The sequence below is a fragment of the Amycolatopsis oliviviridis genome, from assembly GCF_014654365.1.
Taxonomy (GTDB): domain Bacteria; phylum Actinomycetota; class Actinomycetes; order Mycobacteriales; family Pseudonocardiaceae; genus Amycolatopsis; species Amycolatopsis oliviviridis.
This window is the reverse complement of sequence record NZ_BNAY01000005.1, coordinates 182,166-196,675: the sequence shown is the minus strand read 5'-3', so window position 1 is coordinate 196,675 and position 14,510 is coordinate 182,166. Positions and strand designations below refer to the sequence as shown.

10 protein-coding genes are annotated in these 14,510 nt (G+C 64.0%); 7 read left to right on the top strand and 3 right to left on the bottom strand.

The features are described from left to right. The first annotated feature begins 214 nt into the window (after positions 1 to 214). The 5 genes from IE302_RS22570 to IE302_RS22550 are packed head-to-tail and all read left to right on the top strand — an operon-like array spanning position 215 to position 8,923. Complete coding sequence (locus IE302_RS22570) at positions 215 to 865, top strand: hypothetical protein (protein ID WP_191256486.1); 651 nt, start codon at positions 215 to 217, stop codon at positions 863 to 865. Then, a complete protein-coding gene (locus IE302_RS22565; protein ID WP_191256485.1) occupies positions 862 to 2,901 on the top strand; it encodes an N-6 DNA methylase in 2,040 nt (679 codons plus the stop codon). The genes IE302_RS22570 and IE302_RS22565 overlap by 4 nt, the downstream gene beginning before the upstream one ends. Before the next feature lie 7 nt (positions 2,902 to 2,908). Beyond that, positions 2,909 to 4,576, top strand: a complete 1,668-nt coding sequence (locus IE302_RS22560; protein ID WP_229907902.1) for a class I SAM-dependent DNA methyltransferase — start codon at positions 2,909 to 2,911, stop codon at positions 4,574 to 4,576. Next, a complete protein-coding gene (locus tag IE302_RS22555) occupies positions 4,569 to 5,750 on the top strand; it encodes a restriction endonuclease subunit S (protein WP_191256484.1) in 1,182 nt (393 codons plus the stop codon). The genes IE302_RS22560 and IE302_RS22555 overlap by 8 nt, the downstream gene beginning before the upstream one ends. Positions 5,751 to 5,761: 11 nt before the next feature. Further along, positions 5,762 to 8,923: a type I restriction endonuclease subunit R gene (locus IE302_RS22550; protein WP_229907901.1), complete on the top strand. Its 3,162-nt coding sequence runs from the start codon at positions 5,762 to 5,764 to the stop codon at positions 8,921 to 8,923. Positions 8,924 to 9,296: 373 nt separating this feature from the next. Here the strand turns inward: IE302_RS22550 and purQ are convergent, their stop codons facing one another. Next, positions 9,297 to 9,992, bottom strand: a complete 696-nt coding sequence (purQ, locus tag IE302_RS22545; protein WP_191256483.1) for a phosphoribosylformylglycinamidine synthase subunit PurQ — start codon at positions 9,990 to 9,992, stop codon at positions 9,297 to 9,299. Further along, positions 9,989 to 10,231 (bottom strand): phosphoribosylformylglycinamidine synthase subunit PurS, encoded by a 243-nt coding sequence (gene purS, locus IE302_RS22540; RefSeq protein WP_191256482.1) that lies wholly within the window; start codon positions 10,229 to 10,231, stop codon positions 9,989 to 9,991. The genes purQ and purS overlap by 4 nt, the downstream gene beginning before the upstream one ends. 66 nt (positions 10,232 to 10,297) lie before the next feature. Here purS and IE302_RS22535 point away from each other — a divergent pair, with 66 nt between their 5' ends. Further along, positions 10,298 to 11,086 carry a hypothetical protein gene (locus IE302_RS22535; RefSeq protein WP_191256481.1) on the top strand — a complete coding sequence of 263 codons (789 nt, stop codon included), beginning with the start codon at positions 10,298 to 10,300 and terminating at the stop codon, positions 11,084 to 11,086. A gap of 102 nt (positions 11,087 to 11,188) precedes the next feature. After that, positions 11,189 to 12,772 (top strand): GMC family oxidoreductase, encoded by a 1,584-nt coding sequence (locus IE302_RS22530; protein ID WP_191256480.1) that lies wholly within the window; start codon positions 11,189 to 11,191, stop codon positions 12,770 to 12,772. A 115-nt stretch (positions 12,773 to 12,887) separates the two neighbouring features. Here IE302_RS22530 and IE302_RS22525 read toward each other — a convergent pair whose 3' ends face one another. Beyond that, the gene (locus tag IE302_RS22525) at positions 12,888 to 14,390 is read right to left on the bottom strand and encodes an aldehyde dehydrogenase family protein (RefSeq protein WP_191256479.1); all 1,503 of its coding nucleotides are present in this window, start codon (positions 14,388 to 14,390) and stop codon (positions 12,888 to 12,890) included. Positions 14,391 to 14,510 lie beyond the last annotated feature (120 nt).

The window sequence follows — 14,510 nt, the reverse complement described above, 5'->3', positions numbered from 1 at the left end:
ATCAACTTAAAGAAGGCTGATAACCCCCCTTATCAGTCTTGCGCGGCAGCAAGAAGTATGGTGTAGTTTGTATCAGGTCGGGAAAAGGAGAAGGGCACCCGACAGAACCGGGTGCCCTTCTCGCAAGCTATGCCCCGGGTCGCATGCTGAGCAGAAGGCAACACCGGAACCTACAGGTGCAACTGTACACGACGAAACAGCAGGGGGAAAGTTCATGGAGGGCGAGTGGTTGCGCCGAGTCTCCGGGCCGCGGTGCGAGAAGTACCTTGCGGTCTGCGGAGGCGACCCAGTGCTCGCCCTCGCACTCTACGAGTGGAACCTAGAGGTGGCGGCAGCCTTCTCCTACCCGCTGCACTATCTCGAGATCGTCGTCCGGAACGCGGTCCACGACGAGCTCACCCAGCATTTCGGGGATGCGAGGTGGTGGGACGTCCTCGGCAAGAAGTTGCGGGATCAAGACCGCGAAGAGATAGCCAAGGTTAAGCGGACACGTATGCGGGAGTACGGCTGTGCCACGCCGGACGGCGTCGTTTCGAACCTCACCTTGGGATTCTGGGTCGGCCTCCTCGCCAAACGGAACGATTATGAGATGGTCCTCTGGCGTCCCTGCCTGCATCGGGCGTTTCCCGGTTATCACGGCAAGCCGGCTCCTCTGCACGGCGCCCTTGACTCATTGCGCAAGCTGCGCAACAAGATTTCGCACCAAGAACCGATACACAAGTTCGACCTTCCCGCGGAGTTCGAGCAGATCTGTGACGTGATCGGTTTCGTCTCCGGCGAGATGGCGGCCTACGTACGAGCCCATCCCGGGGTCGGGGACGTGCTGGCGCGGCGTCCACCTGTGACGAAACGGCGTGGGCGATGAAGCCCGCGCAGCTGGTCACACTGGCCGATATCGCGGACCTTGCCCAGGTCAAACGTCCGACGGTGAGTAACTGGCGCCGTCGTCACGAGAATTTTCCACAGGCCGTTGGTGGCTCGTCGACGCAGCCGGAGTTTCACGCGTTGGAGGTCGCCGAGTGGTTGGACAACCGTCCCTTGCTCGACCGTGGTGAAAGTGAGCATCAGACATACGGTGATGTCTTCCGAACCAGACTCGAACTGCGCGTGCTCGGAGTGCTCCGGGGTGCGCTGGACGGCGACACCATCATCCGGTTGGCTGTCGCATTGGCGGCGCTGTGGACCTTGAAACGCTCTCTAGCAACGTCCGCGCAGGAGATATCGCTTCAAGCGGCACGGGTCGAAACCACGCGCCCGGACCTTGCCGGTGCTTTCACGCCGCTTCTGGCGGACCTGCCCGAACCGGCGGTGCGGCTGATTCCAGCGGTCGACCTGCTGTGCCGCACGATCGGGCCGGCCAAGACCGTCGAACTGTTCATCAGCTCCGCCGATCAGCTGGGGGCGACGCTTCGGACCTTCCAGACTCCGCAGGCGGTGATCGATCTGGTTGCCCACCTCGTGGGTAAACCGGGTGCCCGTTCCGTTTGCGATCCGGCAGCCGGCACTGGCGGCTTACTGCTTGGCGTGGTGAGTCCCGGTGCTACAGGCAATATCGCCGCCGCCGACATCCGCGAAGCCAGCTGCCGGATGCTTCGGCATCGAGCCCTCTGTCACGGAGTCGCCCTTACTGTCTTCGCGGAAGACAGCTTTGATGAGTGGCCAGGCAGTCCAGCTGAGGTGATCGTGCTCGACCCGCCTTTCGTTTCAGGCGAGTACACGACGCGCTCCAAGAAGCAACAGGGCGCCGGGCCGCTCGATTGGGTGCGGCTTGCGCTCGGCAATCTCGTCGACGGTGGGCAGGCCTATGTGGTGGTACCTACATGGGTGCTCAGTCAGCAGGACGCGATAGAGGACCGCCGATGGCTTGTCCAGAACGCGGCGCTCACCGCGGTGATACAGCTGCCTCGCCGGGTCCAGCGATTCCGTACCGGCACCGAGCTTGCGCTCTTGGTGCTGGGTGTGCCGGGCACTGCAACCGGTGTGGTGCTCTGCGATGCGGACAAACTCGCGCGACGACATGGTGATACTTGGTCTGAACGTGCAGCCCTGGCCGTTCGCGAACCGGCCAGGGTGGCGCGCGATGAATGTCGACTCGTCTCCGCGGACGAGTTGAAGTTGGCGCAGAGCTGGCTGCCCGCACACAAACTTGCCCCGGTCGCCGAGGTGAGAGAACACAGCGTCCGGGCCGTGGAGGCACAGCAATCCGTCTACGAACTGCTAGGGGACGAGTCCTGGGTCAGGGCGCTTGGTGTAGTCGAGGCGCGGTTCCCGCTCGATGGCGTGGCCGCTCCGTCGGATCGCGACCAACGGCGGCTACGTGAGGTGGCCGAAATCCTGGCCGGCCATCGTTTGCCTGCCGAACAGATCGCTGAACGCCGGGACGAGATCGGGCTGGCGCCGATCATCGGCCCTGACGAGCTGCGCGGTGACCGGCCGTACGGGTCTCGTGGCGTCGACCTCCTGGTGGTGGCCGACAATGACTACAAGCGGACGGAGGCGGGAGATATTGTGGTCCTCGCCGAGAACGGCGTGCGAACCTATGTGGACCGTCACGGCGGAGGCGTAGTGCTTTCTCCTGCCCAGATCGTCAGGCCGATGCCGGACGTGGCAGGTCCGCTCGAGAAGCGAGTCCCACCTCGTTTGCTGTCCAGGTTGCTGTCCGCACCGCGCAATGCCAGCCGCGAAACAGGGTCGACGGTGCGACGGGTCTCGTTGTCCGCGATGGTCGTGCCGGTGCTCACACCGGTCGAGATGCTCGAGCTGGAGAACTACCTGGCCGAGCTGGATGAACGTCAGGCGAAGTTGCGCGCGAAGCTCGACGCGCTCGAAACGCTGGACAGGGTGGTTTCCGCTGGGGTCGCGGACGGAGCGCTGCGGGTCGCGCCTATACCCAGTGAGTAGGCGCGCGATGATGAACCGCCAGGCAGTTGATGACTATTACGAGGAGCAGCAGGTGGCGCGACGAGCCGCACCGGCGAAACGGTCGGACGCCAAGGACATGAAGGATATCCTGTGGAAGGCCGCGGACAAGCTTCGCGGTAGCATGGACGCTGCGGACTACAAACACTTTGTCCTGGGCCTGGTCTTTCTCAAGTACGTCTCGGACGCCTACTACGACCGCCGCGAACACATCGAAGCCGAGCTAGCCGACGAGGGAATCACCGGCGAGGCGGCCGCGCGTTTGCTGGAGGACCGTGATGAGTACACCGGCGCGGGTGTGTTCTGGGTACCCGAGAGCGCGCGATGGGAGACGTTGTCCGCCCAGGCGAAACCACGGCCTGGCGAGCGAACCGTCGGCGAGGTCATCGACAACGCGATGGAAGCACTCGGCAAGGTCAACCCGGATCTACGCGAAGCCCTGCCGCGGGGCTTGTTCAACCGGCGCAGCGTCGACGAACGGCGGCTGGCTGAGCTGGTCGACCTGATCGGCCGGATCGGCTTCGGCGGCCAGCTGGATCTGAACGGCGAACGTAAAACTCCCCGGGATGTATTGGGTGAGGTATACGAGTACTTCCTTGGCAAATTCGCACTGGCTGAAGGACGCCGAGGCGGTGAGTACTTCACGCCACCAAGTGTGGTTAAACTGCTGGTAGAGACGTTGGAGCCGGTCAAGGGGGAGCGCGTCTACGACCCGTGCTGCGGGTCCGGCGGCATGTTCGTCCAGGCAGAGAAGTTCATCGAGTCACATGGCGGCAGGGCCATCGACATCGCCGTTTACGGCCAGGAGTTGAATGAGAACACTTGGCGTCTGGCGAAGATGAACCTCGCCATTCACGGTATCAGCGCGGATCTGGGGCACCGGTGGGGCGACACGTTCTTCGAGGATCGCCATCCGGACCTGCGAGCCGACGTCGTGCTTGCCAACCCGCCGTTCAACATCTCCGACTGGGGCGGCGATCGACTCGCCGACGACCCTCGCTGGGTATATGGAATTCCCCCGCGCGGCAACGCGAACTACGCCTGGCTGCAGCACATGGCGTACAAGCTCAAGCCGAAGGGCCGTGCGGGCATCGTTCTGGCGAACGGTTCGATGTCGTCAAAGCAGTCCGGTGAAGGCGACATCCGGCGGATGATGGTCGAGCGGGACTTGGTCGCCTGCCTAATCGCGTTGCCGGGGCAGATGTTCAGGTCTACCACTATTCCGGCTTGTTTGTGGTTCCTGGCGAAGGACAAATCGTCTCAGGGTGCGAAGAAACTGACCGATCGGCGGAAACAGTTCCTTTTCATCGACACCCGCGAGCTCGGTTCGCTGAGTGACCGGACATTCAAAGAGTGGTCGAATGAAGAGATCAAGAAGGTCGCCGACATCTACCACGCCTGGCGTGGGACCGACTGGCGGCTGAAGTACGAGGATGTTCCCGGCCTCTGCTACTCAGCGTCTTTGGATGAGGTAAAGCACCACGATTACGTACTCACTCCCAGCCGGTATGTTGGTTCCGTCGCCGCAGAGGAAGAGGTCGAGCCCATCGATGTGAAGATCGAGCGGCTGACGAAAGAGCTCTACGGTCATTTTGAGGAGTCAGCGCGTCTGGAGCGCGAGGTTCGTGCTCAGCTAGGACGTTGCTGCCATGCCTAAGCTTGAAACGCTGGCATCGTTGACGGTAGGTCACGTCGGCTCGATGGCGGCCGAGTATCGGCCTAGTGGAATTCCCTTTTTGAGATCGCAGAACGTAAAGCCTCACCGGATCGATCTGAGTGGCGTGAAGTACATTGACGCGGACTTTCATGATCGATTGAAGAAGTCCGCTTTGATGCCAGGCGACGTCGTAGTTGTCCGAACTGGAAAGCCGGGCGATGCCGCTGTAGTTCCGGCGGGTATTGGCAAGTTGAATTGTTCGGATTTGGTAATCATTCGTCCGAATGCAGATCTTGATCCGCATTTCCTCTCCTACTTCATAAACGGCGTGGCTCGAGGATTCATATCATCGCGACTGGTTGGCGCAGTGCAGCAACACTTCAATATCGGCGCCGCGCGCGAGTTGGAAGTGCCCAACCTGTCGTTAGTCGAGCAAAGGCGAATATCATCCGCCTTAAAAGCTTTGGACGATAAGGTAGCGGCCAATGATCACATATCGAAGATTTCCTTGTGCCTGGCTGACGCAAACTACTTATCGGCGCAATCTTTACGCGTCTCGCGCACGGTTTTGCTCCGCGACGCGGCGCATTGGCATTCTGGTGGCACACCCAAAACAAGTGAATCAGGTTACTGGGGCGGAGATATACCGTGGATTTCTGCCGCAAGCCTAAAATCTTCCTGGGTGGATCACAGTGACCGTAATGTCACGCGCGAAGGCGTGGATAACGGCACGAAACTGGTACAGCGAAATGCTGTACTCTTTGTTGTTCGTGGCATGAGCTTGAAGACTGAATTCCGGGTCGGGATGTCTCAGCGGGAAGTTGCCTTCGGTCAGGACTGTAAAGCTCTGGTTGCTCGCGATGGAATCGACCCGTACTACTTGTTCTACTCGATTCGCAGCAAAGCGGAGCATATACTCACGCTCGTAGACGAGGCGGGGCATGGCACCGGACGGCTAGTTACGGACCGCCTTGAGAAACTCGAAATCCCGCTCCTGGCGGAGCCAGTCCAAGGTGAGTTGGTCGCAAAGCTGAGCTTGCTCAGTGAACTCGCTGCCGCGCGGCAGCGAGAAAGTCGCAAGTTGGTGGAGCTCAGGGACACGCTCTTGCCCAAGCTCATGTCGGGTGAGTTGCGGATCAAGGACGCCGAGCGAAAAGTAGAGGACGCCACTTAGAGGGGGAGCGCATGGCGGGGATGACGGAGGCTGACTGGGAGCACCACCTGCTCGACCAGCTCGCAGAATGGGGCTGGGACCCGGTCAAGGGACGTGACCTTGCGCCGCGGACCGGCGAACGCTCCGGTTGGGACGATCTGATCATCGAACCCCGCCTGCGGAGCGCCATTCACGGCATCAACCCTGGGCTGCCCGATGAGGTCGTTGATGAAGCCGTCGTCCAGATCAGGCGGCGTACCTCGCAGGACGCGTTCCATGAGAATGCTCTCGTCCACAAGCTTCTTACCCGTGGCGTCAAGGTGACCTACACCGGCCAAGACGGTCGAGAGCGCACGCCGACGGTATGGGTTCTCAACTTCGCCGATCCACTTGCCAACGAGTTCCTGGTGGCCAATCAGGTCACTATCTCAGATGGGCGGAACAACCGGCGCCTTGATGCGGTGTGTTACGTCAACGGGCTTCCGCTCGCCGTTTTTGAGCTTAAGGCTGCTGGATCCGAGGACAGTAGTCAGACCGCGTATTTTCAACTGAGAACCTATCTGAGAGAGTTTGGTGCGACGTTATTTGCAATTCCTCAGATTGCGGTGGCTTCGGATGGTGTTACGGCTCTTATCGGAACGCCGTTCACCAAATGGGAGCATATGGCTCCATGGAACCTGGATGAGCAGGGAAACCGGACCAACCTTCAAGCAGATGATGCCTTGGATGTTCTCGTCGCAGGTGCTTTCGAGCCAGGACGATTCCTTGATCTGATCGGCAACTTCCTCTCCTACTCGGCTGAGCGTGGCGGCTCAGTGGATACCGTGCTGCTTGCCAAGCCGCACCAGTTCCACGCGGTGAACAAGGCGATTGAAGCGACCATTCGAGCGGTCGCGACCGACGGGCGAGCCGGGGTAGTCTGGCATACGCAGGGATCCGGTAAAAGCAAGGAGATGGAGTTCTACGCCTCGAAGGTCCTCAAGCATCCCGCGCTGGGCAATCCGACGGTTCTCGTGCTCACCGACCGGCTCGATCTGGATGATCAGCTTTATCGAACCTTTTCGGCAAGTGAATTGCTACCCGAGGCGCCCGTTCAAGCGAGTACTCGTGATGACCTCCGCGAGACTCTCGACCGGCCGAGTGGTGGAATCGTCTTCTCGACGCTGCAGAAGTTCGGACTTCCAGCGGAGGACGTCAAACGCGGTATTCGGCATCCAGTCGTCTCGCCCCGGAGAAACGTGATTGTCATCGTAGACGAGGCGCACCGAAGCCATTACGACTTCGAGGATGGGCTGGCACGCAATCTTCATGATGCCTTGCCGAACGCCACGTTCATCGCATTCACCGGAACTCCTATCTCGCGAGCTGATGCTGACACAAGGGCAGTCTTCGGTCCGGATATCGACGTCTACGACCTCACTCGTGCCGTGGACGATGGCGCGACGGTGCCGGTTTTCTATGAGAACCGGCATATCCCGGTAAATCTCCCCGGTGACGTCGACACGGATGACCTGGACGACCGCGCGCAGGACGTCACCGCTGAACTCGGTGACGAGGAACGCAGGCGTGCCGATCGTGCCTTCGCCAAGATCGAGCATGTGCTGGGCGCGCCGGAGCGCTTGCGCGAGCTTGCCGAAGACATCGTCGCGCACTGGGTGGCTCGCCGCGCGGAGATGCGCAAGACCACTGGGGTCGCGGGTAAGGCCATGATCGTTTGCCAATCGCGGTACATCTGCGCGCGCCTCTACGAGGAGATCGTAAATCTGCCTCTGCCGAGGGAGGAGTCATGGGACGACCCCGATGACGATCGCGGCGTCATCAAGGCCGTTTACACGGGTGTCCCTGGCGAGGATCTACCCGTCGGGGCACATGTCCGCACGGCAGCCCGACTCAAGGCGATTCAGCGCCGGATGAAGAACGAGAGCGATCCGCTCGAACTCGTCATCGTGCAGTCCTTGTGGCTGACCGGCTTCGACGCGCCACCGCTTCACACCCTTTATTTGGACAAGCTGATGAGGGGTGCTTCGCTCATGCAGGCCCTGGCGAGGGTGAACCGCCGATTCCGGGACAAACCGCACGGGCTGGTGGTTGACTACATCGGCGTGGCGAGTGATCTCACCGCTGCTCTCGCCGAATATACCGTGGACGACCAGCAGGGGAGACCCGTCGGACGGCCGGCGGAGAGCGCGGTGGACATGGTCATGGAACTCCATTCGGTGGTCGCGGCGCAGATTGGTGGTAGCCCCTGGCGGGAAACACTTTCCACTGGCTCGCCACGTTCGTACGAGGACGCGGTCACCTCGGCCGCTGCCTATCTCAAACGGCCGGAACCAGATCTGGACGAAGGAAAGCCCAACGCCGAACAACGGTTCCTCAAATCTGTACGTGACCTGCAGCGCGCCTTTGCCCTGCAGCCCAGGGCGCAGGCGCTGAAGCCTTTGATTGATGACATCCGCTTCTTCGAGCGAGTGCGAATCAGGCTGGTCAAGTGGGATGCCGAGGCTCGCCTTGAGCGTGGGGAAACGAGCGCGGCAGATGTCGACTTCTTGATCAGGCAGCTGACCGCCGGGGTCGTCGCCGCGGACGAGGTCATCGATATCTACCAGGCAGCCGGGCTGGAGAGGCCGGATCTGTCCCACCTCGATGAGAATTTCGTGCGCAGGATTCGTCAGAGCAGGCATCCTGAGCTGGCCTTGGAGGCGTTGCGGCGCGCCATCGAGCGGGAGATCAGGTCGGTGAATCCGCACAACCTGGTCCGGCAACGTACGTTCACCGAGCGGTTGCTGGCGACGATGCGTCGCTACACCAATGGCGCGCTCACCTCGGCTGAGATCATCAACGAACTGGTTTCGATGGCCCGCGAGGTTTCAGCGGACCGCGGCCGAGCTGCGGAGCTGGGGTTGTCGGGTGACGAGCTGGCCTTCTACGACGCGGTAGCGGCCAACGAGTCGGCAGTCCGTCAGATGGGTTCGAACAAGCTCGCTGAGATCGCGAAGGGTCTGGTCGCGGCGGTTCATAAGGATCGAGCGGTTGACTGGTCCAAACGGGAGCAGGTGCAAGCCCGGTTACGTAGCAAAATCAAGCGACTCCTCGCCGTGCACGGCTACCCGCCCGACGCCGCGATGGCAGCGGTTGAACTAGTTCTTCAGCAAGCTGAAACCTTTGTCGATGACGACACCAATTTGACCAAGTAACCTGAAGTGGTGGTGCTTAGACGCCGCACTTTGGCAATAAAGTGCTGGTCAGAGCCTGGCGTCGAGTCTTCGTAGGTCTCAACGGGCGGCTTTCGAGTTAACAGCTGATCAGGAGACCCGGCGCAAGGTCGACTGACGGGCCGGGAGCGGACGCGCGGCGGGGATACTGGCGAGCGTCGGCTGCTGGGTCGGGCTGGTCTTCGCGGCGATCCTGGTGCTGTACGCCGTCTCCCAGAGGGCGCCCAGCGCCCGATGGAGACTTCACATCGCGCGCCCTCTTTCGGGCCGAAGGCCCACGTAAACGCGATGAAGGGGCGCCCTCCGCAGTCAACGTGAGTTGTGTACGGAGCGGCGCCCCTTCGGCGCGTTTACGTCAGCGCGCGATCAAAGACAACGCGTCCACGGCGCTGTAGAACATGCCGAGGCCGTCATCGGAAGGTCCGGTGAGGGCGTCGATGGCGTGCTCCGGGTGCGGCATGAGCCCGACGACGCGGCCGTTCTCGCTGCGGATCCCGGCGATGTCGTTGCGCGAGCCGTTCGGGTTGCCGCCGACGTAGCGGAACACCACGCGGCCCTCGCCCTCCAGCTCGTCGAGCGTGGCCTGCTCGGCGACGAAGCACCCGTCGATGTTCTTCATCGGGATGAGGATCTCGGCGCCCTTGTCGTACCGGGTGGTCCACGCGGTGTCGTTGTTCTCGACGCGCAGCCACTGGTCGCGGCAGATGAAGTGCAGGCCCGCGTTGCGGATCATCGCGCCCGGCAGCAGCCCGGCCTCGCACAGGATCTGGAAGCCGTTGCAGATGCCCAGCACCGGCATGCCCTTGTGGGCGGCCTCGATCACCGAGGTCATCACCGGCGCGAACCGGGCGATGACGCCGGCGCGCAGGTAGTCGCCGTAGGAGAAGCCGCCGGGGACGACGACGGCGTCGACGCCCTTGAGGTCCTCGTCGGCGTGCCACAGCGGGACGGCTTCGGCGTCGGCGTAGCGGACCGCGCGGGCCGCGTCACCGTCGTCGAGGGTGCCGGGGAAGGTGATGACCCCGATCCGGGCGCGAGTGTTGTTGCTCATGCCCCAGCCACCCGCTTGATGGTCCACTGCTCGATGACGGGGTTCGCGAGGAACCCTTCGGCGATCTTTTCGAGCGTCGCGTCGTCGACGGAGTCGTCGACCTCGATCTCGAAGTGCTTGCCCTGACGGATGCCGGTGATCCCGGTGAAGCCGAGACGACCGGCCGCGCCGAGCGCGGCTTGGCCCTGCGGGTCGAGGATTTCGGGCTTGGGCATGACGTCGACGACGACTCGGGCCACGGCAGGCTGCTCCTTATTCACGCAGGTCGTGGGTACCGCCCGAGCCTACTTCACTACGGTTGCCGCATGACCTACGGGCAACCGCACTACGGGTACGAAGCGCGCGCTAAGAAGTCGAAGACCTGGTTGTGGATCACGCTGACGCTGGTCCTGGTCCTGATCGCGGGCAGTGTCGCGTTCACCGGCTTCGTGACGCCGGGGTTCTTCAAGACCAAGGCGGACACCACTTCGCGCGCGACGCCGGAGCAGCTCAGCCAGTCGTTCGTGAACGGCGTCGCCGAAAACCGCGCGAGTCAGCTCTGGTGCGCGATCCGCTCGAAGCGGTCCTACGCGTTCGAGCAGCTCATGGGCGCCTCCGAGGGCGCACAGCTCAGCACGCCCGCGCACCAGCGTGCGGCGCAGGAGTACTCGGCCGCGTTCACCACCGGTGGCCAGACCGTCGGGATCGCGATGATCCCCGGCGAAGGCGGCTGGTGCGTGCGGGACGCCAAGGTCGGCGGTGAGCCCGAGCCGCTTCCGAGCGTCGAAACGCGACCGGCTCCGCGCCCCGACGTCAAGACCGGGGAAGAGGCGGGCACCAAGTTCGTCGACGCGATCAACGAGCGCGACATCCCGGCGGCGTTGTCCGTGCTGTGCGAAAAGGTGCCCGACACGACCCGCGACGGCGTCCAGCAGATCATCCACGGCGAGGCTCGGTACACGGTCGCGAAGACCGACGTGCTGACCACCGCGAAGCAGACGATCCTACACCTCGACGGCCTGATCGACGGCGTACAGGCGCCGGGCCGGGTGGAGACCTCGGACGACGGCGACGGCGGTCCCTGCGTTTCCTCGTTCGCCCCCGACTCCGACTGAGCTCGCACCGATCCTTCGACTCGGGGATGCTCGGAGCGCGGCGTTGGGCCAAGATGAGCCCATTGGCGGGGCGTCAACACCGGGCGAGCAGCAGGAGGCACCGTGGCCGATCAGGACTCCTTCGACTACGTGATCGTCGGCGCGGGCAGCGCGGGATGCGTACTGGCGAACCGGCTGAGCGAGGATCCGTCGGCGCGAGTGCTCCTGCTCGAAGCCGGTGGCGAGGACGACGCCGACGAGATCCACATCCCCGCCGCGTTCCCCGGTCTGTTCAAGACGAAGTACGACTGGAACTACGAGACGGTCGAGCAGAAGCACACCGGCAACACCCTGTACTGGCCGCGCGGGAAGACGCTCGGCGGCTGTTCCTCGATCAACGCGATGATCTACATCCGCGGCAACCGCGCCGACTACGACGGCTGGCGCGACGGGCACGGCGCCGAGGGCTGGGGTTTCGACGACGTCCTGCCGTACTTCAAGCGAGCCGAGGGCAACCAGCGGCTCGGCGGGCCGCTGCACGGCACCGACGGGCCACTGAACGTCGAGGACCGTCGCTTCACCCACGAGCTTTCGCACGCCTGGGTGGATTCCGCCGTCGCCTGGGGCCTCAAGCGCACCGACGACTTCAACGGCGAGGCGCAGGAAGGCGCGGGCGTCTACCAGGTGACGTGCAAGAAGGGCCGCCGCTGGTCGACGGCCGACGCGTACCTGCGGCCGGCGTTGTCGCGGCCGAACCTCACCGTGCGGACCCACGCGCAGGCCACCCGCGTCGTCTTCGAAGGCACCCGCGCGGTCGGTGTGTCCTATTTGGACAAAGGCACGGAAACGACGGTCCGCGCTTCGACCGAAGTCCTGCTGAGCGGCGGTGCGGTGAACTCGCCGCAACTGCTGATGCTGTCCGGCGTCGGCCCGGCGGAACACTTGCGGGAACACGGGATCGACGTCGTGGCCGCGCTTCCCGGCGTCGGCGAGAACCTGCACGATCACCCGGCCGCCCCGATCATCTGGTCGACCCGTGGCAGCACCGACCTGGTGGACGCGGCGACGCCGGGCGGCCTGGTGCGCTACCAGCTCACCAAACGCGGTCCGCTGGCCTCGAACATCGGCGAGGCGGGCGCGTTCTTCCCCGCCGCGGACGGGGTTTCCCCGCCGGACATGCAGATCCACGTCGCGCCGACGTTGTTCTACGACAACGGGATGCGCGAGCCGACGGTGCCGGGCTTCACCTCCGCGGCGACACTGGTGGACGTCGCGAGCCGGGGACGGCTGCGGCTGAAGTCGGGGAATCCCTTGTGGAAGCCCGAAATCGACCCGGCGTATTACGCGGAGTCCGTCGACATGGAGAAGATGCTGGCCGGGTTGCGCGCCCTGATGGAGATCGGGAAGTCCGGTCCGCTGGCGCGGTACCTGGACAAGCCGTTCCTGCCGGAGCGCCACGACCTGACCGACAGCGAACTGGCCGATTACGTGCGCGAGAAGACGCAGACGCTGTACCACCCGGTGGGGACCTGCTCGATGGGGACGGGCGAGAACGCCGTCGTCGACCCGTCGCTGAAGGTGCGCGGGGTGGACGGTCTGCGGGTGGTGGACGCGTCGGTGATGCCCGTGGTGCCGCGGGGGAACACGAACGCGCCGACGATCATGGTCGCCGAAAGGGCAGCTGATCTCATCAGGGGCGTGCGTTAACGCCGAACTCGCGTGATCAGACGGCGATCACTCGTGCTTGAAGGCGAAACTCACGTGATCACGCGAGTTCCGCCTTCAAGCACGTGAGTCCCGGGTCTGATCACGCGAGTTCGGGTCAGCGCTTCCCGTGCAGGACGGTGATCAGCTTCGCCACCAGCGCGTCGGTCTTTTCCTTGCGCGAGAACGAGGTCAGCACGATCGGCGCGGTGAACCGCTGGCGCGCGACGGCCTTCGGGCGGGCGAACTCGCGCAGGCCTTCCGGGCCGTGGATCCGGCCGAAGCCCGAATCGCCGACGCCGCCGAAGGGCAGCGAAGCGATACCGGCGAAGGAAAGCGGCGCGTTGATCGACGTCATGCCGGTGCGCAGGCGGGCGGCCAGTTCGAGGCCGCGCGACTTCGAGAACACCGTCGAACCGAGGCCGTACTTCGTGTCGTTGGCCTTCTCGACGGCCTCGTCCATGTCGCGGACCTTGGCGATGGTGACGGTCGGGCCGAACGTCTCTTCCTTGACCGCGCTGGAGTCCTCCGGCACGTCGACCAGGACCGTCGGCTGGACGTAGCGGTCGCCGACCGCGTCGACGCCGCCGACCAGCGCCTTGCCGCCGCGTTCGATGGCGTCCGCGATGTGACGCTTGATCACCGCGAGCTGCGAAGGCATCGTCACCGGGCCGTACTGCGCGGCCTCGTCCGAACCGGCCCGTACGTCCTTCGACTTCTCGACGACCTTCGCGACGAACTCGTCGTGCACGCGTTCGTGGACGTACACGCGCTCGACGCCGATGCAGGTCTGGCCCGAGTTGGAGAAGGCGCCCCACACGGTCGCGTCGGCGGCGGCTTCGAGGTCGGCGTCGGCGTCGACCAGGACCGCGTCCTTGCCGCCCGCCTCGATGATCACCGGCGTCAGCGTCTCGGCGGCCGCGGCCATGATCTTCTTGCCCGTGCCGGTCGAACCGGTGAAGGCGATCTTGTCGACGTTGGCGCCGACGAGAGCCGCGCCGGTCTCGCCGAACCCGGTGATCAGCTGGAGCACCGGCCACTCGGGGACGACCTCGTTGAAGGCGTCGACCAGCCATTTCCCGACGCCGGGCGTGTACTCGCTCGGCTTGAAGACGACGGTGTTGCCGGCGGCGAGGGCGTAGGCGATGGAGCCGAGCGGGGTGAACACGGGGTAGTTCCAGGGGCCGATCACGCCGACGACGCCGAGCGGCTGGTACTCGACCGTCGCCGCCTGGTTCGACATCATCAGCCCGGCCGCGCGGCGCTGCTTGCCGAGGATCTTGCGCGCGTTCTTGCCCGCCCACGCGATGTGCTCGATGGCGAGGACGCTCTCCAGCTGCGCATCGGCGATCGGCTTGCCGGTTTCGTCCCGGACGACCTGGCACAGCTGCGGCAGCCTGCGGGTGATGACGCCCTTCCAGCGGCGCAGCCGTTCGGCGCGACCGTCGTAACCGAGCCCGGCCCACCATTCGGCGGCGTCCTCCGCACGCGCGACGGCGGCCCGGACGTCCTCCGTGGTGTGCACGGGGTACGTGCCGACGACCTCGTCGGTCGCCGGGCTGAGGGAATCGAAGGTCTCCCCCACGCTGTGCGCGGTCGGCTTCGGCTGGACTGCGGTCATCGACTTCTCCCGTGTCTCGGCTCAAAGCCCAGGCTACGACGTTACTGACGGCGTGCCAATAGCTCGCCTGGGGCGGGCCACCAGCATTACACAGGAGACGAGAGCCGCAAGGCCGTCGAA

What these genes read in the sequence shown, in the direction of transcription:
- IE302_RS22535 (WP_191256481.1), top strand. Translation starts at nt 10,298, where the DNA reads ATGACCTACGGGCAACCGCACTACGGGTACGAAGCGCGCGCTAAGAAG.
- IE302_RS22560 (WP_229907902.1), top strand. Translation starts at nt 2,909, where the DNA reads ATGATGAACCGCCAGGCAGTTGATGACTATTACGAGGAGCAGCAGGTG.
- purQ (WP_191256483.1), bottom strand. Translation starts at nt 9,992, where the DNA reads ATGAGCAACAACACTCGCGCCCGGATCGGGGTCATCACCTTCCCCGGC.
- IE302_RS22565 (WP_191256485.1), top strand. Translation starts at nt 862, where the DNA reads ATGAAGCCCGCGCAGCTGGTCACACTGGCCGATATCGCGGACCTTGCC.
- IE302_RS22550 (WP_229907901.1), top strand. Translation starts at nt 5,762, where the DNA reads ATGGCGGGGATGACGGAGGCTGACTGGGAGCACCACCTGCTCGACCAG.
- IE302_RS22555 (WP_191256484.1), top strand. Translation starts at nt 4,569, where the DNA reads ATGCCTAAGCTTGAAACGCTGGCATCGTTGACGGTAGGTCACGTCGGC.
- IE302_RS22570 (WP_191256486.1), top strand. Translation starts at nt 215, where the DNA reads ATGGAGGGCGAGTGGTTGCGCCGAGTCTCCGGGCCGCGGTGCGAGAAG.
- IE302_RS22525 (WP_191256479.1), bottom strand. Translation starts at nt 14,390, where the DNA reads ATGACCGCAGTCCAGCCGAAGCCGACCGCGCACAGCGTGGGGGAGACC.